This window comes from Streptomyces blastmyceticus (assembly GCF_039521185.1).
In the GTDB taxonomy this organism is placed as follows: domain Bacteria; phylum Actinomycetota; class Actinomycetes; order Streptomycetales; family Streptomycetaceae; genus Streptomyces; species Streptomyces blastmyceticus.
This window is the reverse complement of record NZ_BAAABW010000013.1, coordinates 362958-387906: the sequence shown is the minus strand read 5'-3', so window position 1 is coordinate 387906 and position 24949 is coordinate 362958. Positions and strand designations below refer to the sequence as shown.

General features: G+C 68.6%; 17 protein-coding genes and 2 pseudogenes. 8 read left to right on the top strand and 11 right to left on the bottom strand.

What is annotated here, in order from left to right; genetic code table 11:
* Positions 1-181 precede the first annotated feature (181 nt).
* Together ABD269_RS11895 and ABD269_RS11890 are read right to left on the bottom strand one after the other, a co-directional pair.
* The gene (locus ABD269_RS11895; protein WP_344117766.1) at positions 182-964 is read right to left on the bottom strand and encodes a GPP34 family phosphoprotein; all 783 of its coding nucleotides are present in this window, start codon (positions 962-964) and stop codon (positions 182-184) included.
* Positions 965-1323: 359 nt separating this feature from the next.
* A complete protein-coding gene (locus ABD269_RS11890; RefSeq protein ID WP_344117765.1) occupies positions 1324-1959 on the bottom strand; it encodes an MBL fold metallo-hydrolase in 636 nt (211 codons plus the stop codon).
* Positions 1960-2362: 403 nt separating this feature from the next.
* Here ABD269_RS11890 and ABD269_RS11885 point away from each other — a divergent pair, with 403 nt between their 5' ends.
* Entirely contained in the window at positions 2363-3325 is a 963-nt protein-coding gene (locus tag ABD269_RS11885) for an AraC family transcriptional regulator (RefSeq protein ID WP_344117764.1), read from the top strand.
* Between the two features lie 146 nt (positions 3326-3471).
* On the opposite strand, the gene ABD269_RS11880 is transcribed toward ABD269_RS11885, so the two are convergent.
* From ABD269_RS11880 to ABD269_RS11865, 4 genes are all read right to left on the bottom strand, one after another.
* Positions 3472-5496, bottom strand: coding sequence for a transglycosylase domain-containing protein (locus ABD269_RS11880; protein ID WP_344117763.1), 2025 nt, complete (start codon positions 5494-5496; stop codon positions 3472-3474).
* Positions 5497-5922: 426 nt separating this feature from the next.
* Positions 5923-6249 carry a nuclear transport factor 2 family protein gene (locus ABD269_RS11875; protein ID WP_344117761.1) on the bottom strand — a complete coding sequence of 109 codons (327 nt, stop codon included), beginning with the start codon at positions 6247-6249 and terminating at the stop codon, positions 5923-5925.
* A 489-nt stretch (positions 6250-6738) separates the two neighbouring features.
* The gene (locus tag ABD269_RS11870) at positions 6739-7116 is read right to left on the bottom strand and encodes an RICIN domain-containing protein (protein WP_344117760.1); all 378 of its coding nucleotides are present in this window, start codon (positions 7114-7116) and stop codon (positions 6739-6741) included.
* A 157-nt stretch (positions 7117-7273) separates the two neighbouring features.
* Positions 7274-8386 carry an alpha/beta hydrolase gene (locus tag ABD269_RS11865; protein ID WP_344117759.1) on the bottom strand — a complete coding sequence of 371 codons (1113 nt, stop codon included), beginning with the start codon at positions 8384-8386 and terminating at the stop codon, positions 7274-7276.
* A 346-nt stretch (positions 8387-8732) separates the two neighbouring features.
* Between ABD269_RS11865 and ABD269_RS11860 the strand changes: the two genes are divergently transcribed.
* The gene (locus tag ABD269_RS11860) at positions 8733-9923 is read left to right on the top strand and encodes a sensor histidine kinase (protein WP_344117758.1); all 1191 of its coding nucleotides are present in this window, start codon (positions 8733-8735) and stop codon (positions 9921-9923) included.
* Here the strand turns inward: ABD269_RS11860 and ABD269_RS11855 are convergent.
* Positions 9915-10586 (bottom strand): response regulator, encoded by a 672-nt coding sequence (locus tag ABD269_RS11855; protein WP_344117757.1) that lies wholly within the window; start codon positions 10584-10586, stop codon positions 9915-9917. The genes ABD269_RS11860 and ABD269_RS11855 overlap by 9 nt on opposite strands.
* 406 nt (positions 10587-10992) lie before the next feature.
* Between ABD269_RS11855 and ABD269_RS11850 the strand changes: the two genes are divergently transcribed.
* Positions 10993-12159, top strand: a complete 1167-nt coding sequence (locus ABD269_RS11850; protein ID WP_344117756.1) for a L,D-transpeptidase — start codon at positions 10993-10995, stop codon at positions 12157-12159.
* Between the two features lie 1542 nt (positions 12160-13701).
* Positions 13702-14409: an SDR family NAD(P)-dependent oxidoreductase gene (locus ABD269_RS11840; RefSeq protein ID WP_344117755.1), complete on the top strand. Its 708-nt coding sequence runs from the start codon at positions 13702-13704 to the stop codon at positions 14407-14409.
* Between the two features lie 493 nt (positions 14410-14902).
* Here ABD269_RS11840 and ABD269_RS11835 read toward each other — a convergent pair whose 3' ends face one another.
* Positions 14903-16456: an FAD-binding oxidoreductase gene (locus ABD269_RS11835; RefSeq protein WP_344117890.1), complete on the bottom strand. Its 1554-nt coding sequence runs from the start codon at positions 16454-16456 to the stop codon at positions 14903-14905.
* An 845-nt stretch (positions 16457-17301) separates the two neighbouring features.
* Positions 17302-17616, bottom strand: a pseudogene (locus ABD269_RS11830) (transposase); the annotation flags it as partial.
* Between the two features lie 351 nt (positions 17617-17967).
* Between ABD269_RS11830 and ABD269_RS11825 the strand changes: the two are divergent.
* The 3 genes and pseudogenes from ABD269_RS11825 to ABD269_RS11815 form a co-directional block, all read left to right on the top strand.
* Positions 17968-19056, top strand: a complete 1089-nt coding sequence (locus tag ABD269_RS11825) for a decaprenyl-phosphate phosphoribosyltransferase (RefSeq protein WP_344117754.1) — start codon at positions 17968-17970, stop codon at positions 19054-19056.
* A gap of 43 nt (positions 19057-19099) precedes the next feature.
* Positions 19100-21157: a hypothetical protein gene (locus tag ABD269_RS11820; protein WP_344117753.1), complete on the top strand. Its 2058-nt coding sequence runs from the start codon at positions 19100-19102 to the stop codon at positions 21155-21157.
* Positions 21158-21312: 155 nt separating this feature from the next.
* Positions 21313-21468: pseudogene (locus ABD269_RS11815) on the top strand (IS3 family transposase); the annotation flags it as partial.
* A gap of 176 nt (positions 21469-21644) precedes the next feature.
* Here ABD269_RS11815 and ABD269_RS11810 read toward each other — a convergent pair.
* Together ABD269_RS11810 and ABD269_RS11805 are read right to left on the bottom strand one after the other, a co-directional pair.
* Positions 21645-22460, bottom strand: a complete 816-nt coding sequence (locus ABD269_RS11810) for an LLM class F420-dependent oxidoreductase (protein ID WP_344117752.1) — start codon at positions 22458-22460, stop codon at positions 21645-21647.
* A 1-nt stretch (position 22461) separates the two neighbouring features.
* Positions 22462-23439 (bottom strand): NmrA/HSCARG family protein, encoded by a 978-nt coding sequence (locus ABD269_RS11805; RefSeq protein ID WP_344117750.1) that lies wholly within the window; start codon positions 23437-23439, stop codon positions 22462-22464.
* Positions 23440-23540: 101 nt separating this feature from the next.
* Here ABD269_RS11805 and ABD269_RS11800 point away from each other — a divergent pair, with 101 nt between their 5' ends.
* Positions 23541-24374 carry a helix-turn-helix transcriptional regulator gene (locus tag ABD269_RS11800; protein ID WP_344117749.1) on the top strand — a complete coding sequence of 278 codons (834 nt, stop codon included), beginning with the start codon at positions 23541-23543 and terminating at the stop codon, positions 24372-24374.
* The last annotated feature ends 575 nt before the right edge of the window (positions 24375-24949 follow it).

Genomic DNA, 24949 nt, shown 5'->3' with positions numbered 1-24949 from the left:
CCGACCACCCCCGACCCATCGGCACTGACATGGACCTTGGGACGCAACCCGATAGCCTGCACGTAGAAAGCGCCCTCCGCCTGGACCGACAGAACCCCTCAGCAAGGTTCATCGTCCCAGATCAGGAAGCCACTTTCGCGTTTCCGCCCAAAGCCAGCCGTACCCAAGTGAAACGGCGAGGCTAGTCACCGTCGGCAGCGTCCCCTCGGTTGCGAGATCGCTTGGGCACAAGGTCGGCGAGCGCCTCGCTGGTGTACCGCAGCGGCTCGGGTATGGAGTCCAGCGCCCCGACCCCGGCAGCCCGGTTCTGCGCGCGCCGGCGTGCGGACCACAGCTCCCTGTTCAGCAACCCGTCCAGGAACATCACGTTCACCCGCCAACCACGGCCCTTGACAACCCCCAGGTCCTTGGCCAGCTCGCCGCGGATCACCATGTCGGACAGGAACTTCGTGTGCACGTCCAGCCGGCGTCCCTCACCGGTGTCCCGGAGAATCTCGGTGGCCAGGCGGACCTCCTCGATCAACCTGTTCCGTACGGTCGGGTCCGGGATATACCGCGCCTGCCGGAACAGCCCGCGCCGTGGCACGTGCCGGACCAGACCCTGCGCGACGAGCGCGTCACGATGCCAGTGGAACGCGTTGCGCCACCGGTACCGACGCCGCAACAACTTGGTCAGCGACACCGCCCCGGGCTCGTTCGCCAACTCGGCCAGCAGCTCGTCGGCCCAGGCCAGACCAACAGGAGTGCGGTCGACCAGCTCAATCACGTGGGTGATCTGGCGAATCGCGTTCCAGCCGAACACCTTGTGCACGCGCTGCCGGAGCAGCAGTTTGCCGCGCAGCGCAAGTTCACCGAGTTCGGCCACGGCGCAGCCGCCCGTGGCCTGGCCGGAGTCGATCGTCTTGCCGGTGTCGGCGAGGGAGAGCAGCGCGAATTCCTCGGGCAGGCTCAGCGGACCAGCCATGTGTTCATCCTTCCCGGATTGGAGCTTGTGTATCGAAGGCGGAGGGCCATTCGTTGATCGCGGCAATGTGGGCGGTTGCTTCGTCAAGCGCGTCGAGAGGGGGGTTAACTGGGATGCCACGGTTGCCATGGCCGCACGACGTGCTCTGCTCCCTGCTCGAAGGAGCTTCCTGTCGTGAGTTGGCACTGCGAACGCGGTGGGCTCGCCTGCGATCCCGCGAACGCGACAGCTCAGGTACAGCAGTCTGTACTCGTGGGCAACCAGCCTGGCGGCTGGACTGACGGGGGGCACATCCCGCGGCCGACACCGAGGTCCGCCGTCACGCCCGCCCTGGACGCGTGGCGGGCTGAGCCCGAATCTCAGACCGTGACACTCTCGCCAACCTCAAGGGACATCAGCGGCACCCCGGTCAGGTCACCGATGAACCGCGCGAACGAGGCACCCTCACCTTCGCTCAACGTGAGGTCGTGGATCCGGACAGAACGCGACGGCTTCACGGCCCGCACGAAGTCGATACCCTTGCCGAGACTGGTCCACGGGCCGCTCGCCGGCACGAGCAGCGTCTGGACCGCGACGTCAGGCACGACGTAGGAGTCGCCGGGGTGGTAGACGGTGCCGTCGATCAGGTAGGCGACGTTGGTCATGAGCGGGAGGTCAGCGTGGACGGCCGCGTGGTGCTCGCCGAAGACGGCCACGTGGAGTCCTGCGGCTTCGAAGCTGTCGCCGGCAAAAACCGCCACGACACGACCGTCGTGCACGCCGAGCTCGGTCGCGACGTTTGAGGGGGCCCACACGTGTAGCGGCGGCTGAGCATCGAGAGCTGCCTTCAGGATGCCGGCGTCGAAGTGGTCAGGGTGGTCGTGCGTGATGAGCACGGCCGTCGTGCTGGCGACGAGCTCTGCCGAGTCGGGCGTGTACGCCCCCGGGTCGATCACGAGGGTGGAGTCGCCCTTGGTGAGAACGACGGTGGAGTGCGTGTGCTTCGTGAGTTCCACGTGGATATCCTGACGAGTTGAAGGTGAGCAGCTTCGCTTGACTGGGCACGTCACGCCGATCTGGACAAGGTTGTCGATGCCACCCCGGTCACGTCGGCGCCGTCAACCGGCCCGTCATTGACCGGCTCACCCAGACACAGGTCCGCCAACCACATCAGATCAGCAACCGAATCCTGCGCGCCGTCCCAGCGAACGGCGGCCCTCCACCCCAACCGTGAGGCCGCAGGTCGACGACGTCGCTGACGCCGGACAGGTCGACACCCCCCTAGACGTCGTCGGCCGTGGACGCCAAGGGGAAGACCAAGCCGACAGGTGCTGCTTGTGAGCCATGCCTTCACGCTATGCACGGACGTTCGTACTGTGAATGATTGATGATCCGTGTTTCTTGCGCGAGAGTTCGGATATGGCCGATGACCAACTGTCCGAGGCGCTGGACCTCGTCGAGGTCCGCGGGGTGCTGTCCAGCGGTATCGCGGGGCGGGGCCCCTGGGTGACCCGTGTGCCCGCCGCTTACCCGTTGCAGCCGTCCGCCGCCCACCCGCTGAAGTTCCTCATCATGGTGCGCGGCCGGGCCCGGCTGTCCACCGACGGCGTCGACGGGCCGATCGAGCTCGAGCCCGGCGACATCGCGATCCTCAACCGCCGCACGTGGCTGCACGTCGAGAGCGGCGCCGGCGACGGGCCGCGCCGCGAGATTCTGCCCGAGATCGGCGTGCCCACCGCCCGCCTCGCCGGCGACGACAGTGGTGTGGACGACCTGCTCATCGGCGGTCGTGTCGAACTCAACCCGGCCGGTGACGCACTGCTGCTGGAGACGCTCCCGCCATTGGGGCACATCCGGGCGGCGGCCGACGCCGCAGGCGCCCTGCACGCCAGGCTGCACCAGCTGTTCGACGAGGTGACCGGGAACCGGATGGGCTCGACCTTCGCGATCCAGCAACACGCGCAACTCCTGCTGCTGGAGATGCTGCGCGCGTACGTCGACCAGGCCGAACTGCCCCCGGGCTGGCTGCGGGTGCTCACCGACCAGCGACTGCGGCCCGCGCTACGCCTCATGCACGCCGAACCTGGAAGGCACTGGGGCCTCGAGGAACTGGCACACGAGGCGGCCATGTCACGCACGACGTTCGCCGAACGCTTCCGTGCCGTCGCGGGCGTGCCGCCGCTCGCCTACCTCAACCGCTGGCGGATGCTGCTCGCCCGGCGGGCCCTGCGCGACAGCGACATCCCCGTTCGGTCGCTGGCCGCCGAACTGGGCTACACCTCGGAGAGCGCCTTCAGCAACGCGTTCAAACGCGAGGTGGGCGAGTCACCGCTACGCCACCGACACCGGATGCGCAGCGAACTTGCAGCAGTCCGTGCCTGACAGTAGTCAGTCAGGGACGTTAGCAGCGGCGCTCAGAAGCAGAGCCCGCGCCCCACGTGATTCTCGGCGCGGACGACCTCACGACCGGCACCGCGGACCTGGCGGCGCGAGCGAAACCCCGCAAGCCCGGCGGCAGCCGGTGCCGCCTACCCGCCGGAGGCGAGCTTGCCCGCGGGCTGTCCGTCGAGTGCCCCTTCGATCGCGTCGCGCCAGATGGGCCCGGCCAGGGTGCCGCCGAATGCCTGGCCCACGACGCTGCCACCGATGCTCTGTCCGTCCAGGTCCCGGGGGTGTTCAGCGTCGCCGACGACCACGGCGCCGGACAGCTCGGGGGTGTATCCGGCGAACCAGACCTGTTCGCTGGAATCCGTGGTGCCCGTCTTGCCGGCGCTGTCGCGCCCGCTCAGCCCCGCGGGCCGCCCGGTGCCGTCCTCGACGACGCCCTTGAGCATCCCGGTGACCGTGTCGGCGACATCGGCGGACAGCGCCCGGTGGCAGTCGGCCTGCGGGACGGACAGCTCGTGCCCGTCCGGTGCCTTGACCGAGGTGACGGCCACGGGGGAACAGGTGGTGCCGTGGGCGGCAAACGTCGCGTAGACGTCGGCCACATCGAGCGGGGTGAGGTCGTTGGTGCCGAGAGTGAGGGACGGCACCACCTGGAGCCGGCTGCCGTCCGCCTGGGCGGTGATCCCGAGCTTGGCGGCCGTCGTCGCCACCGCGCACAGACCGGTGTCGGCCTCCAACTGGGCGAAATAGGTGTTGACTGACTTGGCCATCGCCTCCGGCATGGCGAACGGGCCGACCAGCGACGGGCTGTCGTTGTGCACCTCCCCCGCCTCGGGGTACTTCCTCCCCGCGCAGTCGGTCATCGCCGGCCACGCCATGGTGTACGGGGCCGGGTACTTCCGGGACGGCCCGATATCGTTCTCCAGCGCCGCGGCCGCCACGACGGGCTTGAAGACCGAGCCGGTCGGGAACCCCAGCCCGCCGCCCATACGGGTGCCGACCGACAGGTCGATCTGCGTCTGGTGGGATCCCACGCCGTATTCGCGGCTCTGCCCCATCGCCACGATCCGCCCGGTGCCCGGCTGGACCACGGCCATCGCGGCGGCGGCCCGGTCGGTGGTGAGCACATGCGAGGTGACCGAACGCCGCAGCGCCTGCTGCGCCTTGGGGACGAGCGTGGTGTGGATCTCCAGGCCGCCCTGCCGCCACAGGGCCTGGCGCTGGGCGGCCGTCCTGCCGAACGCCGGGTCGCCCAGGACCACCTGGCGTACGTAGTCGCAGAAGAACCCGGCGCCGTCGGACGCCGTGGCGCAGCCCTGCCGCGGGGCGCTGACGTGCAGCCCGAGCGGTGTGGCGATCGCCTGCCGGGACTGCTCCCGGGTGATGGTGCCGTAGCCGGCCATGGCCCGCAGTACCGTGTCGCGTCGTTCCTTGGCGAGGCGGGGGGAGGTGACCGGGTCGTAGGCCGTCGGCGACTGGACGAGTCCGGCCAGGAGCGCGGCCTGAGGAAGTGAGAGGTCGGCTGCGTGCACGCTGAAGTACCGCTCTGCCGCCGCCTCCACGCCGTACGCCTGCTCGCCGAAGAAGGCGATGTTGAGGTAGCCGGTGAGGATCTCGTCCTTGGAGAGCTTCTTCTCCAGCGTCATCGCGTACCGCAGCTCCCGGATCTTGCGGTCGAGGGTCTGGCGCTGGGCCTGCCGCACGGCCCCGGCGTCGTCCCCTGCCGCCTCGACGAGGACGTTCTTCACGTACTGCTGGGTCAAGGTGGAGGCGCCCTGGGCGATGCGGCCGCTGCCTGCGTCGGTGTGCAGGGCCCGGACCAGCCCCTTGAGGTCGAGGGCACCGTGCTGGTAGAAGCGGTGGTCCTCGATATCGACGATGGCCCTGCGCATCACGGGGGCGATCCGGTCGCCGGGCACGACGGTGCGGTCGCGGGAGTAGGCGGTGGCTATCAGGCCGCCGTCGGCGTCGTAGATACGGGTGGACTGGGCGAGGGCCGAGGTCTTCAGGGCGGCCGGCAGGTCGTTGAAGTCCCCCACCGTGGTCTTGGCGTACGCCCCCAGGGGACCCACGACGGGCAGAGCGAAACCGGCGACGAGGACCCCCGCGAGAGCAGCGAGACCCACGAACTGAATGGCGCGGCGCGGCCGCGGCACGGGCGACATGGGAGGAACCGTACGCGGAAAGTCTGAGAATTCCCTGAACTACCCGCATATGACAGGCAATTCACGCCCCAACCTCTCCGTCGGGGCCGTCGACCTCCCCTGCACCGGCCACACTCGCATCCGAGGCATCCGAGGCATCGGAGTCCGGGACTCCGGGAAACAGGGCCGGCCCCGCCCTGGTCACCTCCACTGCTGCCGGGACAGCCTTCGCGACCGGGGCGCGGCCAGAAACGGTCAACGTGACCCGGCCGGACACGACCGGGTCAAGCTGGCCCGACGGCACTCGGAGACGGTCAAGACAGCTCGGGCCACAGGCATGGAGGACAACAGCCAGTCCCAGAAAGATCGTTCAGGACGGTCCGGCACCCTGCGCCGCACGTCGTCCGCGACGCGCTCAAGGGCGCCCTGATCAGGGAGGTCCGGCAGTCAGCCGAGGAAGTCGACGTGGTCGATCAGGCCGTCGCGGACCCGGTAAGCGACCAGCACACGGAGAGGGGCATCCGTGATGCCGTGGGCGATCTCGTGGTCCACCACCCAGTCGCCCTCGGTGAGCCGGCCGACGATCTCGGCCCGGCAGCGGCCTTCGGCGAACATGTCGGCGTACGCATCCCGCACGGCGTCGCGCCCGAGCAGGCGGTCGCCGCTGCGGCGGTTGATGCAGACGTCGGCGGCGTACGTCGCCGCGAAGGCTTCGAGGTCATGACTGTTGTAGGCGGCGAGCTGGCGTTCGATGACGGTCTCTGGGGTGGTCACCAGTTGATCATGCAGAGTGTTCCCTCGCCCGTCCAGGGAAAACCGGGACTACCTGCCGATCGGCGCATTCCCACCTCGCACGAGCGCCCGCCCGGCTTCTGCCCGCTGCCATCCCCGCCCCAGGCCGGCCGTTCACCGTCACCTCGACGGTTCCCCCGAGCATGCTCTGGACCGCACTTGCGATCTGCACCTCGCCGCCACCCGCCCACTCGGCCTGACCTCACATCAGCCCCCGAAGGACTTCCAAAACCGACCATTCACGACCTCGTGCGTGGTCAGCGTGGCCTCACTCCTCCCCTGCAGGGGCCCGGCACCGTCGTACCGGACCCCTGTCCACATCGGCTCGCTACGCGGTGGGGCCGAGCTTCTTCCGCGGCTTGCCGCCGTTGGACTCGGCTTGCCCCGGGGCGACGGTGGTGTACCACTGGGCGTACCAGTACCAGCCGTCGTACTTCACGAACGCGGCCGTCGAGGCCGACGGGTCACCGTTCAGAAGGTGAGTCTCCCGGGTCGTCGCGCCGCCCGCGACCTCGACGTCGTGGTCACCGGTGGCGGAGCGGAGCTTGAACAGCCCGTTGTGCCGGGGCCCTCCTCGCTGCCGTTGTCGTTGTCGGCGATCGGGACGAGCTTCCACTTCTGCTCGGCGCGCCCGTCGCAGCCGACCGAGGCGACGTCCTTGCGGGAGTCGGCCGCGGTCATGCAGCGGTCGCCGCTGCCGATCGTGTAGAGGCCGTCCCCCGCCGGGCGGAACCGCCAGTACTGGTTGGGGTTGGACTCGCCGAGCTCCACGAGGTGGACGCGGGACTGGTCGGGGTTGTTGTCGATCATCATCGGCCGACCCAAGGGGCTGTCGCCGTACTCGAGCATCCAGCCCTTGTCCCCCCTTGTCGTACATCCGCCAGAGCCGTCCGCCGTCGGGCGCGGATCCGAACAACGCCGCCCTCTCCGCCGGCCTCACACCGACCAGCAGCGGAGCGTCTCGGGCCGCAGCAGTCACTGCATCAACTTGTCATTGTCTCGTCGTTCAGGGAGTGGGGGTGGGTCCTTCCATCTGGCCGCTGATCCACTTCAGCGGGTCATGCATGTTGCCGAGGTACGTGCCGGCGTTGTGCTGTCCGCCTGGTATCTCCCAGAGCTTGGTGTGGACCGGGCCCTTTCCGTACGTGTCGGTGAACTTCTTGACGCTGTCGATCATCGTCTTGTTCTCCTTTGTGCCGTACTGGAAGGCGAGGTAGACGTCCGGCCCCTTGCCGGCCGCCAGTTGCCTGGCCAGCACCTCGGGGTTGTTCTCCGCCTTCTCCTTCTCGTGGCCGCGCCACAGCGGGGAGTCGGGAACGATGTCGGGGCCGTTGGCGACAGCGGCCTTGAACTTGTCCGGGTGCTTCAGGACGGACTTCAGGCTCGCGAATCCTCCGGAGGAGGAGCCCATGTAGGCCCAGCCGTCACGGGACTTGAGGGTACGGAAGTTGGCCTTCATCAGGTCGGGGACGTCCTCGGTGAGCCAGGTGCCCATCTTTTCCTGGCCGGGGATGTCGCTGCCGTCCCAGTAGAGCCCGCCGTCGTCCGGCTTGGGGTTGAGGATGGGCATGGCCAGCAGGAACGGCTTGCTCGCACCCTCTTGGTACCACTGGGAGATGCTGTCCTGAAGGTTGACGGTTTTCTTGTCCGGGGTGGTGAACGGGCCTATCCAGTAGTTGCCCGTGCTCGGGTCACCGGGGCCGCCGGGCAGGGCGATCAGGACGGGGAAGCCGCTGGTGGCGAATTTCGGGTCGCTGGTGTACTCCTTGGGCGCCCAGACCCATACCTTGCCCTTGAACCCGGACTTCGGGCCGTCCAGGGTCACCACGCTGATCGTCGAGCCGTCCTTCCTCGTCCCGGCATTGCGGAGATCGGCATCCGGGCCCGTGGGCATCAGTGTCCTGGAATCGGCCGGCTTCCCTCCGTTCGCGCCGTCGGCATGGCCGTAGCTGACAGGGTCACCCTTGTCCGTGAACGGGGGAATCTCGTAGTAGCTCATCACCGGCCAGGCGATCAGTGCGAGTGCGGCGAGGGAGGCGACGACGATGAGCCATCGCCGGGCCCGCGAGGCACGAAAGCGACCCCGGGACCGGTAGGTCCCCGTGGGCGGGTAAGACATCCTGATGCTCCAAAGGCGAGAGGACTGAGTTCATCCTCCCGGATGAACGAACCACCACGAGAGGTTCCGCATATAGCGCGTAAACTCTCCTTTGTCACGAAACGCTCATATGTCACGTCGCCGCCTTCCGCTCGTTGAGTACGAGATCCCGGGTTCTCAACCACCCCCGCACCCCGGCGACTTGCGTCGGCGACAGCAGCTCCACCCACAGGGGTTTCATCACCGTGGGATCCCCTCCTGGGGGTGAGGCAGCACGAGCGGTTCGATGCCCGCTGTGCGACTGAGGCGCCGCGAAGGCAGGCGTCCTTGATCTGCGTGCTGTGGGTAGTCGTTTTACGCTGCTGGTGTGGCTGTTGGGTGGTGGCGGGCATGGCCGCCGCGTCGGGTCGACGCGGCGCTGGTGGCGGTTGTGGTGGTTGCCGGCGTCGCGGACAGCTGGGTCACCTGGTGGTCGAACGGCTTGCTGACCGGCGGTCCCAGATACCTTGTGGCCGGGCTGGCTGGGGTGACCGGGCTGGCGTTGTGGTGGCGCAGGCGTTTTCCGGTGCTGGTGGCCGTGGTGCTGCTGGTCGCTCACACGTTGGTGTTCACGCCGTTGGCGCTGGCGGTGGCCCTCTTCACGGTGGGCGAGGTGTTCCGTGACCGGTTGCGGGTGTTGTGGGCGTTCGGGGTCGCCGGGTGCGTGGCGGACCTGGCCGCGGCTCGGATCGGGGGACCGGCCTGGGACTGGCGCGGGGCGGCGTACTCCCTGGCCCTGGTGACCGGCTCGCTGATCGTCGGCTATGCGGTGGCGGTCCGCCGGGACCTGACCCACTCGGCGCAGGAGCTGGCCCGGGCCGCGCAGGGGCAGCTGGAGATCACGCGGCGGTGGCACGAGTTGTTGGTGGAGCAGGCGCGCGCCCAGGAGCGCCGCGAGATCGCGCGGGAGCTGCACGATGTGGTCTCGCACCGGGTCGGGCACATGGTGATGACGGCGACGACCTTGACGGTCGGCTCCAGCGCGGGGGATGCCCGAGTCGTCGAGAAGGCGGAGCTGATCGGCTCGGAGGGGCGGGCGGCGTTGGAGGAGCTGCGGGAGATTTTGGGCGTGCTCGCCCCGGAGCACGCCGCGGGCGGAGCGCCGCGGGCGCCGCAGCCCGGTGCCGGACAGCTGCCGGAGCTGGTGGAGCGTGCACGGGCGAACGGTCAGCGGGTGGATTTGGAGGTGGCCGGTGATCCGCAGGCGCTGGGCACGGTGGTGCAGCATGCTCTGTACCGGATGGTGCAGGAGGCGCTGACCAACGCCAACAAGCATGCGCCGGGATCGGAGGTCCGTGTGGTGGTGGACTGCCGTGCGGACGGGCTGCACCTGGAGGTCGTCAACACCTCCGCCACCGGGTCCCGTCTCAAGGCGGCCGTCGGCTCGGGCAGCGGGCTGCTGGGGGTGCGGGAGCGGGCCGTGCTGCTGGGCGGGTACGCGGAGGCCGGACCCTGCGGCGACGGATTCCGGCTGGCGGTTTTCGTGCCCGGGCATGCCGGCCCCGCCCGGTCAGCGTGACAGTCCCGCCCGGTAGGCCAACAGTGCTGCCTGAACCCGATTGTCCAGGCCCAGTCGGCTCAACAGCCGGCTGACCTGCCCGCGCACGGTTCCCTCGCCCGCACCGAGCTGCCCGGCGATCTGTGCGTTGGATTGACCCTGGCCGATGAGTACCAGCAGCTCCCGGTCCCGCTCGCCCAACGAGGCCAGCACCACCCTCTCGTCGCCGGTCAGCTCCGGGCCGCCGGCCTCGGCCTGCCGCCGCGCCGTGGCCAGCTGCATGATCCGCCCGGTGACAGCGGGATCGACCATCGAGTGGCCCTGGGCGACCAGCAGAATCGCGCGCACCAGCTGGTCGGGCGGGGTGTTCTTCAGCAAGAACCCGCTCACCCCCGCGTCCAGAGCCTCGACCAGGTACTCGTCCTCTCCGAACATGGTGAGGATGACCACGAACGGGGGCCGCGGCAGCAGGCGCAGCCGGCGGGTGGCGGTCAGCCCGTCCATACCCGGCATCCGGATGTCCACCAGGGCGACGTCCGGCACGAACTGCCGGGCCGCCTCGACGGCGCTGTGCCCGTCCCATGCCTGCCCGACCACATGCACGTCACGGCTGGCCTCCAGCACCTCGGCCAGGCCCCGGCGCATGATCTCGCTGTCGTCGACCACCAGCACACTGACCACCATCGCGCAGCCTCCGCGTTAGAACACACCAACTGCAGGCGATCCTAAGGACCTCCCTCGTCCCCCGCCCGGCGGGCTGCGCAGGCACGGCGCCCACCCGGCCTGAACCCGAGCCCAGGTGGATTCAGGGCACTCGGCAGCCCCTGCCATATCACGGCCAGCGCCCAGCTCGGTGCAGCGTGCGCTGCACAAGAGCAGCACACGCTGCACAAACCGGCCCCTTCCGGCGCACAGACTTGATGCAGGACATGGCCGGGCGACACCGCTCGCGTCACCAGTCTTTGTACGGGCCTGCCACAACGAGCCCGGAGCCGTTCAGTACGGATGGTGGGGGGGGAGCACAACCCGTCTGTTCCGGTGACAGGGCAGGGCCCGCCACGGATTTCTTGCAGCTATGGAGGTCGCACTCGTGCGCATCGGATCGGGCCGTCGTCCCGTCCTGCTGATACCCGCTCTTCTGGGTTCCCTGGCGTTGACCGCATGTTCCGGCGGGGCCAAGGCGGATGCCGGCCCGGAGGCCAAGGTCACCGTCACCCCGTCCGCCGACGGCAAGGCGGCCGCGCTCGGCTCGCCCATCTCCGTCAAGGCCGACGGCGGCAGGCTCACTGCCGTGGACGTCAAGGACGACAAGGGGCAGAGTGTCGCCGGGCAGCTGACGGACGATGGGTCCTCGTGGACCTCGCAGGGGAAGGTCAGGCCGCAGGCCACCTACACCGTGCACACCACGGCCAGGTCGGCCAAGGGCCGGGAGTCCTCGACGACCTCGAAGTTCACCACCCAGCAGGCCCCGAAGGTCAACAAGCTCACCAACACCCCGGCCGACGGGGAGACCGTAGGCACCGGCATGCCCGTCTCGATCCTCTTCGACCACCAGGTCGACAAGGACAAGCGTGCCGAGATCGAGAAGGCCCTGAAGGTCGGCACCTCGGTGCCGGTGGAGGGCGCCTGGGGCTGGGTCACCGACTACTCCGGCAAGGACCGCATCGACTGGCGGCCCAAGAGCCCCTGGCCCGCCGGGACCAAGGTGAGCGTCAAGGGCTCGCTGGCCGGCATCGACTCGGGCGAGGGCGGCTGGTTCGCCCGCGACTACAACTACGGCTTCTCGACAGGCAAGGACCGCAAGGCGGTCATCGACGTGCCCAGCCACAGCCTGACCATGTACGAGGACGGCAAGGAGGTCGGCAGCGTCAAGGGCTCGGCCGGCTCCCTGGAAACCCCCACTCGGGGTGGCATCCACACCGTGCGGAGCAAGGCGGCGGACGAGGTCATGGACTCGTCCACCATCGGCTACGGCAACCAATGGTCGCTGCCCTCGCAGTGGGTGATCCACCTGACCGCTTCCGGCACCTTCCTGCACTCCGCGCCCTGGAACAGGTCCATCGGCGTGGAGAACAACAGCCACGGCTGCTTCGGCATGAGAATCGAAGACGCCAAGAAGGTCTACGACTTCCTGTCGATCGGCTCCACCGTCGAGGTCAAGAACACCTCGAACACGGAGAAGACCGACGTCGGCAACGGCCTCGAGGCCTGGCAGGAAAACTGGGACCAGTGGCAGAAGCGAAGCGCGCTGAAGTAACCCCTTAAGGAGCCGTCCAAGGGCGGGCAGGCCTTCGTCACAGCGAAGATGCTCGCGGGCGGCATCACCGCCAAGATCTACAAGGTGGGCTCCGGCTACGAGGCCGACCTCTTCTCGCCTTCCTCCTCGTCTTGCCCCGTCTTCCCCACTTGGCTGTGATCTTCAGGAGGTTTCCGTGTCCGCTGTCCTGACCCGAAGCCGTGCTCGTGGCCACGGAGTCGTGACCGCGAGCGTATTGGCTCTTGCGCTGTGCGGTGGGCTGGCAGCTTGTTTCCCGGGAGGTGGTCAGGCACCCGACGTCTCTGTCACTGATGCCTCCGCTGCCCAGCCGACCGGGCAGTCAGCGGAGCCGATGCAGGCGTCCAAGCCGACCCGGCTGCGGATCCCCTCAGCAGGCTTCGTGTGCCGCAACCCTCGCAGACGGCAAGGTGCTGGCGACCCGGAGCGACTACAGCAGTAGTGCGCAGACCATCGCCAGTCTCGACAAGGCAATCGTCACCTCCTCGGTCCTGGCGATCGGCTGTGCCCTGCTCGTCGGGGGTATCGCGGTTTCGCGGGTGACGCGCCGGCTGCACCACACCGACACCGTGGCGCGCCGCATCAGCCGGGGCGATCTCAGTGCCCGGGTACCGCTTCGGCGAAGCCGTGTCGCGGCTATCCACGTGACCAGCGGCGGCCGAGCACTGACCACATGTCGTCACGGCCGGGCGCCCCAACGTCTTGCCGGTGGCCGCGGCGAGCTCTCGCCCCCGCGCGACCCACCGCCACACGCAGAACCCCCACCGGAGCAAGGCAGCCGACGGGGGTTCCTCACCTCTCACGCGGTATCACACGTGTCTCACCAACAGCATTGACGCTCCTGGACCACAAGGCCCTGACCTGGACCGCACGAGACGCTATCGCCTACCTGTGCCATGCAGCACCGCGGGAAGCTCCCCTGCTGGCACCACACACCAAGATCCGGACCAGGTGCGGACCAACTCGGCTTCGCATCGGGCAATTCCGCCCGTTAGCGCAGGTCACAAGCGGGGGAAGCCGTGTACCACCAACAGACGAAAAATCTGCTGGTACGCCGAGGACATCCTCGACTGCCGACGGAAGAACGCATACTGCCGCGGCACGCTTCCCAACAAGCGTATGGAACTGCGGCCCGGCCGCATACGGGCTCTTGTGGGCGGCCATCAGGGATTCCCCGCGTACGGACGGCTTGATTCCCCACCCGTTGCTCACGTTCTGTAGTCTCACTCGTGGCCTGGCATCTGGTCCGGGGGCAAGTCGGCATGGCGCGCACATGGTTGTCCGTCCGTGTCGAGTTGGTCTCCGGGCACGGGACGGACCTGTGGCCCAGACCAGGGCGAATCTTCGCTGCCGCGCGGGCCCACTCCTTCGGCCAGCTCGCGGAAGCTATCGATCACGCTTGTGCCCGCTGGTGTCCCGTCTCAGGAAAGGTTGAGCATGCTCACTGGTCTTGATGCTTGGCAGGGTTGTCTCACCGAGTATTGAGTGACGGGCCTTGGCCGTGGGTTCATCGAGGAGCGTGCTGTGGACAAGACGATCGCTGTGTTCGGCGCCGGCACCGGACTGGGCAGCTCGGTAGCCCGCCGCTTCGGCCGCGAGGGCTACCGGGTGGCGCTGGTCGCCCGCCGCCGGGAGGCTCTGGACGCCCTCGTCGAGGCGCTGGAGGCGGAAGGTATCGAGGCGGCAGCGTTCGCCGCGGACCTGAGCCGTACCGAGGACATCTCCGCACCGGTCGCGGCGATCCGCGAGCGATTCGGGCGAATCGACGTGGTGCAGTACGCGCCGCTGAGCCTGGCGCCCCTGGTCCCCGCCGCCGAACTGGATGCCGCGATGCTGCGGGACTGGGTGAACCTGTACTTCCTGACTCCTGTCGAACTGGTGCACGCGGTGCTGCCGGAGATGCTGGAGCGCGGCGACGGAGGCATTCTCGTCGGCTTCGGCTACTCGGTCGTGGCGCCCTCGGCCGGTCTGTCCGGCCCGGTACCGGCGATGGCAGCCTGCCGGAACTACATCCACACGCTCCACGACGAGGTGGCAGACCGCGGTGTGTACGCGGGCACTCTGGCCGTACGCGCAGTGATCGGCCACAGCGAAACACACCAGGCCCTGACATCCAGCGATACGGGCCTCGCCGTCACACTGCCCTCCGTCGACCCCGACGAGCTCGCCGACCTCGTGTGGGAACTACTCCTCACCCGCAACCGTACGGAAGCCATCCACCCGGCGGCCTGAACTACCTCTCGGTACTCACGTGGAGAGGCGATCCACCAGTGCATCGGGCTACGACTTCGCTCGGACTTCGATAAGGCTGCGCAATCTTCATTGCGACAGGACACGCGTCGATCCACTGGAAGAGTTCGGAAAGGCGCCCACCAATCCGGTTCCGTACTGGGCTGGGGAAGCCTCCCGGATCAGTACGGTCGCCGCTGGGACGGTGACGATGGCAAGTCGCCAATCCCCAAACAGCCTGCCCGGGGGCTCAGCGACCCGCCACCGGTCCTGCCTTGGCGGGGCAATCGGCGCCGTTGATCACGCTGCGTAGACGGAGTGGCCACCAGCGGGGAACCAAAGTGGCCACAGTGGGGAGACGATCTGACCATCACCGGGGATTTTCAACCGGCCGCTGACAGGCTCTACGCCAGGTCGCGAGCCACGAACGAGATCCGGCCCGAGACCGGCGAAAACCGCCACGCCGACCAGAGCCACCCGGTTCCAGGGGCAGGCATCACAGCGCCTGGGGGAAGTCGAAGACGCGCTGGGGGTCGTACTGCTGCTTCAGCTTCGCCAGTCGGCCGGCCGCGTCCCCGTAGTACGCGGTGCGCCAGTCCTTCAGGCCCGGGTCCGTGTAGTTCTGATACGCGGCTCCCGAGGCGTGGCCGCGCATGGCTGCGTGCATGCCCTCGAGCCAGGCGGTCTGCGCCTGGCCCGTCCCGCCCGCCGCCCACGACGTCAGGTACTGCGCCAGCACGCGGTGGCGCCGGTGGACGAAGGCCGTCGCCAGGGGCTGTACGCGGTTGACCGCGCCGCCCAGGGCCGTCAGCTGCACCGAGGCACCACCGCCCTTGACTCCCCGCCCGAAGCGTTCCAGCTGGTCGAGCAGGGCCCGGGTGCCTGCCGCGTCCAGCGGGCGGTCGAAGAAGTCCGAGCGGGCCGCGTACGTCTCACGCTCCAGTTGTCCCGAGGGCTCGCGGCCGGGTGTCTTACCGGGGAGGTGGCACTGCTCGGCGGACTTCTGACCGCAGCCGGCGTAGGCGCGGACGGTGTCGAGGTAGGAGTGGCGCCGCAGGCTGACAGCCCCGATGCCTGCGCTGCCGCCGCTTGCTTTGGCCACTTTGCCGGTCAGTTCGTCGTAGGCGTTCTCGAGGTCCTGCTGCGAGCCGATCGAGAACGCGGCGACGGATATTCGGGGGGTGCCGCCTGCCGCGGCGGACAGGTCGCACGCGGACCAGATCTCGTCCGGCCGGCTCGGCCCCCACTCCTGCCACGCCTGCACGACGGCCGCGGCCTTGGACCAGGGGAACGAGAGGTAACCGGTCGTCCCTTCGCCCACGGCGTGGGTGCGGAAGCGGAGTTCGGTGACGACACCGAAGTTGCCGTTGCCCGCACCGCGCAGGGCCCAGAACAGCTCGGGGTTGCGGGCGGCGTCGCAGTCGACTCTCCTGCCGTCGGCGGTGACGACGGTGGCGCCGGTGAGGCTGTCGCAGGTGAGGCCGTAGGCACGGGAGAGGATGCCGTGCCCGCCGCCCAGAGTGAGCCCGGAGACGCCGACGGTGGGACAAGAACCCGCCGGGATGGTCACGCCGTGCGCGGCAAGGCCGGTGTAGACGTCGATGAGTTTGGCGCCGGCGCCGATGACGGCGGTGGACGCCGACGGGGTGCGGACGCTCTTCAGCCGCGAGACGTCGATGACAAGTCGGCCGTTGCCGCTGGACCACCCGGCGTAGCTGTGACCGCCGTTCCGTATGGAAACGGGTATGGAGAAGCGGCGGGCGAACGTCAGAGCCGCGGCGATGTCCGGGGTGCCGGCGACGTACGCGATCGCGGCCGGGCGCAGCGCGTCGAAGCGGGTGTTGTAGAGCCGACGGGCAGCGGTGTAGTCAGCGTCGTCGGGACGTACGAGGCCGCCGGAGAGGCCCTTGCCCAGGGCGGTCCAGTCGCTGTTGCCGGCCTTTTTCGCGGCTGCCCCCGCTGTACCCGCTCTGCTCGTCGTGGTCGTGATGCCCCAGGCGGCGGTCGCCGCCAGTCCGGTACCCGCTGCCAGAAGTGTGCGCCTGCCGATGGCCATGCCGATTCCGCCCCTTTGATGCCCTTGCGTGTGCGCGGTGCGCCTTGCCGAGATCCCCGTTGATCAAACAGATGGTCTGGTGGGGCGGGTGGTTCCGTCCTCGCGGCCGGAGGGGTGGCGGAACGCGTGCACGCTGGCAGGGAGGGCCTACGACGAGCCGACGGGCAGGAGTCAGCCGGGCGTACGAGGAGCGGGGACCGGTGACCTTCCGTCGGCAGGTCTGGGCCACATGCCAGTTACGGGCCCAAAACAACCAGGGCAGCGACCAGGCCGAGAAAGCAGACTTCCTGCCGGCCAGGCACCACCGGGAGCCAGGTACAGCAGCTCGCCCGATCAGCCCGGGCTGTCATCTTCGCGCATGGCTGCATCGGATGTCTTTCCTCGCCCCGGCGGCGCGCTGGTGGACCCCGACGGACGGTGGAGTCGACATTGATCTCCCAGGTGCACGGTGACGTGCCGGGTCCTGAAGCTCGCCGGACAGCCCTGCTATTGCTGGCTCGACAAGCCGGTGGCCGACGCCGTGGTCGAGGAGGAGGCGTATCGCGCGAACGCGTTGTTCGACGCCCACCACCGTGACGACCCGGAGTTCGGTTACCGCTTCCTGGCCGACGAAGCACGCGGCGCCGGGTCCGCCATGGCGGACCGGACCGCGTGGCGGGTCTGCCGGGACAACCGCTGGTGGAGTGTGTCCGGCAAGAAGCATGCGACGCGCTCGCCGTCTGGTCATACGGCCTGGTCCACCGTCAGCCGCACGCGGCCACCTGGGCCGCCGATGTACAGAACCTCGCCCCTACCGCTGCCAGCGGCCACTGCTCCCCATGCACTGACACCATCGGCACAGCACAGCAGGAGGTCGAGTCCACGCTCACCATGCTCCAGACGATCCAGCCTTCCGTATCAGTATCTGCCTGGGCCCCACGCAGAGCTCCGTCCCACGTTCCGTCCGCTGACCAGCGGTGATGCCGGTCGTGAGCCGTTTTTTGCTTCCCATACCGCGTCGGCAGGTCCCGCCACGAAGTCCCGGTCCGCAGTCGGAACAGGATCCCGTTGATGGCCCTGCGGTGGCTCCTCCAACGACCGCTCCGCCCCGCCTTCTCCGGCAGGTGCAGCTCGAGACGAGCCTGCTCCCAGCCGGTCAGATCGCCCCGCCCCACGACAACCGGAACGACCTATCCCGCGGGCCAGCTGCGCGTCCCATCTCAGCGTCATTGTCAGGGGTGCCCTTCACCACCCGGTTGTGGTGGTCACCGCCGGACAGCGAGCCCATGCCCGAGGATATGAACCGCTTCCGCGTTCCCCGGACCGGCGGCGGACATCCCCGCACCCGAAGTTTCCGACGGCTACCGCGGCACCCGATCAGCGCCGCCGTACGCGCGAGCGAGGCGATCACACGATAGGGCCGCCGAGTTGGACTCTGCAGACTCCAGCGCGCGCAACTGCGACAATCGGCCTCCTGTTGCTCGGGTGGCTTCGCCCCCACGTGCTGTTCAGGAGGTTCTGCCCTCATGCCCGGGCCGCCGGAAGATCACCCGACCGAGATGACACCGGGCACCCCCGTTCGGCCGACAGGCGAACTGATCAATGCAACAACGGGTTCTGAGAACCTGCGGAGTCTGCCGGCAACCTCTGACCAGCCCGTCGAGACAGCGCCTGAGACACTGCAAACGCAGGTCATCACCCGGGCGCCCGTCTCATGTCGCTATCTCCAGCTGGCCGCAGGTCTTCTGCGCGCTGCCCGGCCTCGCCAGTGGGTGAAGAACGTCTTGGTGCTCGCGGCGCCGGTGGCCGCAGGGCGGCTCGGCTCCCTGGCGGAAGCCGGACAACTGGGTGTCGTCTTCGTTCTGTTCACCGGCGCTGCCGCAGCCGTCTACCTCTTCAACGACGTGATGGACGCCGAGGCCGATCGCGCGCACCCGCGCAAATGCCACCGTCCCATCGCGTCCGGAATCGTAAGGCCGCCGGTGGCGTGCGCCACGAGTGCGCTGCTCGCCACCGCAGCGATGGCAGGTGCAGCGGAGTTCTGCAATGCGCCGGCCACGCTGGTTATTGGTGTGTATCTCGTACTGCAGGTCGCCTACTGCACAGTCCTCAAGCACCAGCTGGTGGTCGACCTCGTGCTGGTGGCCGCTGGATTCCTGATGCGCGCCATGATCGGTGGTCTGGCCATCGGTATCCCGATCTCGCGCTGGTTCCTGATCACGGCGGGTTTCGGGGCTCTCTTCATCGTCGCGTCGAAGCGTTACTCCGAGAGCAGGTCGACACGGGATCAAGGAGGCGCCACCCGCGCGTTGCTCGTCACCTACACCGCCGGCTATCTGCGCTTCGTCTGGCAGCTCGCGGCCGGCCTGACTCTGGCGGGCTACTGTCTGTGGGCACTGGACGGTTCCACGTTCGCGCGTCCAGCCCTCGCGGCCACACTCCCGTGGCGCCAGCTGTCGATCGTTCCGTTTGTCCTGTCCGTGCTCCGATATGCGGTGTTCACCGACCGCGCGACCGCCGGGTCCCCGGAGGACGTGGTCCTCGGTGACCGGCCGCTGATGGTGATCGGTTTGATCTGGGCGGCACTCTACGGCTGTGCAGTGGCCGGGGTGTGACGCACCCGGCCACTACTGAACCCTGGAGGCGAGAACTCTGAACGTGTGGCTGCTGGCGATGAGCATCGCCTTCGTCGGTCTCGGCGCCTGCGCCATCCTCGCGGCGAAGGCCCCCGTACGCACACATGATCTTCCGGTGCTGCTCGTTACCGGTGCACTCGCCGGCTTCACTCTCGTCAGCCTCGGCGTCGGCGGCCTGTTCAGCAGCTATCGTCCAGTCCCCCTCGCGGTGGGGGCAGCTGTATACGCGGTGCTGTGCTGGGGCCTGGCATGGGCCCCAGGCCGATCCCGGATGTCGTGCCGCGTGCGAGCCAACCTCCGGCTGCTCCGCGCTTGCATGAGCTTCACCGCCCGTCACACCTGGCGTCACCCCGTGACAGCACTGGTGTTCCTGGTCGCGGCAGCGGTGTACGGGCTGCGGGCCTGGCTCTCGCTGCACCTGCCCGCCGCAGACTACGACGGACTGATGTACCACCTGGTCGGACCCGACAAATGGGTCCAGGCCGGTCGGCTCGTGCACACCCCTGAGAATCTCTGGGCTGACACCTATCCGATGGGTGTCGAACTGGTCGCGGCCTGGCCGTCGGTCTACCTGCACTCCGTCCAGTACGCCCCGCTGGCGCAGTTGCCCTGCTACCTGCTCGGAGGGTTGAGCGTCCTCTCACTGGCCCGCCAGCTGGGTGCCCGCCGAAGCCATGCCCTCCTGGCCGGGTGCGCGTTCCTGCTCACTCCTGCGGTGTTTGCGCAGGCCAACACCCTTTACGTGGACGCCAGTTCCGCCTCACTCGATCTGGGGGCGCTCAGCCTGGCGGCCGGACTGAGCGAGGCCGCACTGGCGGTAAGACCTCGAAAGCAGATTCTGCTGCGCACGGCAGCGACCGGGTTGGCGACCGGACTCGCGATCGGCTCCAAAACCAGCAACCTCATCATCCTGCCTTTGGTCGCACTCGCGATTCTCCCCCAGCTCCTGCGGCTGCAGAACCGCAAGGCCCTCCACAGAGGTCTCCCCGGGAGAGTCGTTGTCGTATGGGCTCTGCCTGTGCTGGCGGTCGGCTCGTGGTGGTATCTGCGGACCTGGATCGCGTACGGAAGCCCCTTCTACCCCGTGAGCCTGCTGGGATTCCCGGGCCGTGGTTCGGTGGAAGAACTTGTGATCGGCCACAACGTGCCGATGGCGCTCCGCGGTGCCGGAAGGCTCTCGCAGACCTGGACCTCATGGGCAGACGGCCTGCGGACCCACTACGTCGGCTACGACATCCGCCTCGGCGGCCTGGGGCCCACATGGCTGCTGCTGATCCTGCCGGGCGCTCTGGTCGGCCTGGTCCTCTGGTTGCACAGCCCGCGTCGGCGGGGGCCCGGGCGCGTTCTGGGCTTTGCTGCGGTGCTGGGGATGGCCGTCAGCCCCGCTTCGTGGTGGGCTCGGTATGTCCTGATCAGCGTCGGTACGCTCCTGCCACTGGCCGCCTATGCTCTTACCCGTCTGTCGCGGCCCCGTGCTGGTGGGCGTCTGCCACGGCTGCTGGCCGTAGGTGTCAGAGCGTCCGCAGCCGGGCTCCTGGCGCTTTCATCCTGGTGGGGACAGTCGGCGTTGCCGATCACCACGCAGCAGGATCCGACCGTGCATGGCCCCGACGGCCAGCCATTCACCCCCTTGCACACTGTCATCGACCTGGCTGAACACCCTGATGCCGCTGCCAGGATCTGGCCCTGGTTCGGCTACGACGCGCTGGCGGAGGTCCCTGATGGCTCCGTCATCGCGCTGCTTCAGAGCCACGTACAACCCTTCGTGCATCCACTGATCGGCTCACGGCTCCAGCGCCGCACCACTGTCCTGGGGAACCCCACGACCGCGGACGAACTCGCACAGCAGATGCACGCAGCGAGAGCGCACTACGTCCTCCTCGACAACAGCCGCATTGCCCAGCAACTGGTGTCGGCCGTGCTCAGCGACTCCACGCACTTTCGTCTCATGAACCGGCCCGAGCAACGGATCTTTGGTGCGGACCTGTACGAGCTCGGCAGCTTCCCCGCTGCCGGAACCAGTCTGCCGAGCAAGGCGCTCTACCTGCCCGATGGACAGGTAGAGGTGACCGGAACATGACTGGACAGATGCCACAGCCCCGTACCCGGAGGGCAGATCAGTGTCCTTGCCACCCGCGCGGATGGAAGCCCGGCAGCGGCGCACAGATCGCGCAGTGCACCTGACGAGTCGTTGAGCGCGCGAAATCCGAGCGTCCGCGGGTCGCAGTCCCGGCCCGCCGGACCTGGGCCACCCGTCAGGAACTGCGGATCGCGATCGTGACCTGGATGGAGAAGACCTACCATCGACGCCGCAGACAGACGTCACTTGGCCGACTGACCCCCGTCGAATTCGAAACCGTCATGACCACACCGGCCCTACAAGCTGCGTGACCGTACATGTCACCCGAACCTGCAGCAGACCCGGAGGCCACACACTGACCTCCCTCAAGGCGAGCTACACCCCATTCAGATGCCTCACCAGGACGTGTAAAGATCGCCGACAGTGCCCTGTTCCTGCGTCACCTGCTGTCCTGCCTGTCGGTGTCCTTGAGCGGTGGGCCTCACGGTCAGTCGGGGTAGCGCCCGATCAGCTTCGTCAGGTTGTCCAGTCTGGTGAGGATCCGGTCTTCGGGAAGTTCGTCGAGAAAGAGGGTCAGCCGTTCGACGCCGGCTTCCACGTAGGCGTCGATGAGGCGCTCGTCGTCTCCCGGGACGTTGTAGACCGACACCGGTACGCCGTCGGCGGCGGCCAGTTGCGCCGGGACGTCGGCGGGGTCCGCGACGGCCGTGGGCATCCACACATCGCCGTACGTCCGTACCCTGGCCAGCACGCGGGGCCCCTCGCCGCCGTGGTAGATCGGGGGCGTACGCAGGGGCTTGGGCCAGGAGTAGACCGGGGCGAAGTCGATGTGCCCGCCGTGGAACTCGGCTTCGTCCTCGGTCCAGATCTCCTTGAGCGCGGCCAGCTGTTCGGTAAGACGGGCACCGCGTGTGCGGGGGTCGACTCCGTGGTCGCGCATCTCGTCGGTGTGCCAGCCCGCGCCGACGCCGAACAGGAACCGGCCGCCCGACAGCCGGTCGAGGCTGGCCGCCTCCTTCGCCGTCTGGAACACGTCCCGCTGCGGCAGGATGGCGATGCCGGTGCCCAGCAGCAGCTTCTCGGTGACCGCCGCGGCCATCGACAGCGCGACGAACGGGTCGTAGATCCGCAGGAGCGACCGGGGCGGCGGGCCGCCCTGCGGAAATTCGACCACCGAGTGCACCGGGATATGCGTGTGCTCGGGGACGAACATCGCGTCAAATCCGCGTTCCTCCAACGCCTTGGCCAGCCGGTCCGGGCGAACACCCTCGTCGGTCATCAGACTGTGCACACCGAACTTCATCTCAGATCGCCTCCACGACCTCGGCACGGTGCCGCGCCAGCCAGCCGTCCAGCGGCTCCAGGCTCGGGTTGAGCCGACGCACCAGGTCCATGTCGCGCGCGCCGGTGAAGTAGGCGGACGCCTCGGAGTAGAACTCGAACATGTTCGCCACCTCCACCGCGCTCGGGTATCCGGCGGCGCGCGCCTGTGCGTAGGTCTGCGGCCGGTAGGTCACCTGCTCGCCGAGGAGCTCGGTGAACTTGGCCGCCAGTTCATCGCCCGTGGCATGCTCACCGGCGATGCTGACGGTGCGGCCGACGAACTCCACTCCTCGTCGCAGAACGCCCAGTGCGGTGCGGCCGATGTCATCGGCGGCGATCATGGCCAGCGGGTTGGCCGCCATGGGAGTGGCCAGGACGAGTTTGCCGTCGGCGTCGCGGTGCGGGCCCTGCCCTTGGGCGAACGCCTCGTAGTAGAAGGTGGTCTGCAGGAAGGTCGTCGGCACGCCGAGCGTCGTGAAGGCGGCATTGGCCTCCGCTTTGGCGTCGAAGTGCGGCACCGCGTACGCGCCGAGCGGCGCCGGCACCGTACGGCCGAGGTGGGCGAAGTACGGCCGGGTGTCCTCCAGGGTGGACCACACCACGTGCCGCAGGCCGTTCGCCTTCGCGGCACGGGCGGCGACGTGGGCCTGGTCGATCTCCATCCGGGCACGGTCGCGGGCCGCTTCCTGCTCCGGTGTCAGCGGCGCCCAGAAGTTGGTGACCACGAACGCGCCGTAGGCGCCCGCGAAGGCCCGGTGCACCGAAGCCTCGTCGTCGAGGTCGGCCCGGACCACCTCCGCACCGCGTTCGGCCAGCGCACGCGCCTTCGGGGAGTCGGCGTCCCGTGTGAGGGCCCGGACCGTGAAACCGCTGTCGGGGGCGTCGAGGATCGCGCGCACCAGGCCGCCGCCCTGCGCACCGGTCGCGCCCACCACTGCAATGGTCTTGTGTTCGCTCATTCCTCCACGCTGACACCGTTTCTCCCCTCGCGCGTGCCCCTGCGCTGGGTACCCATGGCAGGGGGTGGCAGCGCGTCGGCCCGTGGGGCGACAATGAGGGCATGGCTGAGGAGTTGGGCGAGTTCCTACGGGCCCGTCGCGCCGCGCTGGCCCCCGAGGACAGCGGCGTGCCGACGTACGGGATGCCGCGCCGAGTGCCGGGACTGCGCCGCGACGAGGTGGCCCGCCTGGCCGGCATCAGCGTGAACTACTACACGCGCCTGGAACAGGGCGAGAGCCACCAGGTGTCGGACTCCGTGCTCCAAGCGCTGGGCACCGCGCTTCACCTGACTGTGGACGAGCGGGCCCACCTGCTCCGCCTCGCCCGCCCCGCCCAGGCCCGGCAGACACGCCACCCCTACGGCCCCGAACATCTACGCCCGTCCGTGCTCGCGCTGGTGGAGAGCACCATCGACCAGGCGGCGATCGTCGTGGGCCGCTACTTCGACCTGCTCGGCGCCAACCGGCTCGGCTATGCCCTCTACGGCCTCACCCCGGGCCGGCCGACCAACCTGGCCAAGCTGATGTTCCTGGACCCGGCCATGGCCGACCTGATGCCGAACTGGCACACCGAGGCCGTCCACACCGCCGCCTACCTGCGCATGGCCACCGGCGACATGCCCGACGACCCCATGCTTGCCGACCTCGTCGGCGAACTCAGCATCAAAAGCCCCGAGTTCGCCCGCATATGGGCCACCCAGCCCGTCGCCGAATGCGGACACTCCACACGCCACTACCACCACCCCCTCGTCGGACCCCTCGAATTGCACGAAGAAAGCCTGCGGGTGTCCGACGACCCGGGCCAACGCATCATCTTCCAGGGCGCTGCTCCCGGAACCGACTCAGCAGACCGTCTCCGCATGCTCGACACGATCAGTTCGTCCTTCCCTTCGTAGCCGACAACGACGCCGACCGGTCACCGAGGGGCACCCCCAGCAGTGGGCCAGGTTTCTGCCCGCTGGGTGCCCCCGTCACACGTCGGGACCGCCGGCTGGCGGACTCGGCCTTGAAGTACTCGCGTAGGCGACGCGGCACGCCTTGATTCTTCCGAGGCCAGTGGCGGGGCCGGCCGCGCAGCCCGCGGATGCGTGGTACAGCATCCAGCAGCGGCATGGTCATCAACGCCTGTCAGGGCAGCTCCGGTCTCCGACCCCCTTGGTGTGCGGTCCGTATCAGGCCGTTGCCGGTGAGACGTCGCCGGTCAGGCTGGTGCCCCCGTGACAGCGGTCGACCCGAGCCGAGTCACCGTCCGCGTCGGACACATCGATGCACAGTTCGACAGCCCGGGCCGGCGGTGACCGGAGGCCCCTGGCAGGGACGCGGAGGGCAGTCGCCCGGCCCGGCGCCCGGGCCATCCACGGCCGTCAGCTGATGCCGCATCACCCGCCTGAGTGACCCTGACGACAGAACCCGAAAGTCGGGCCTTCTCCCCCGAGTCATACGTGAGACACGTTGACGTTGGAAGCACGGT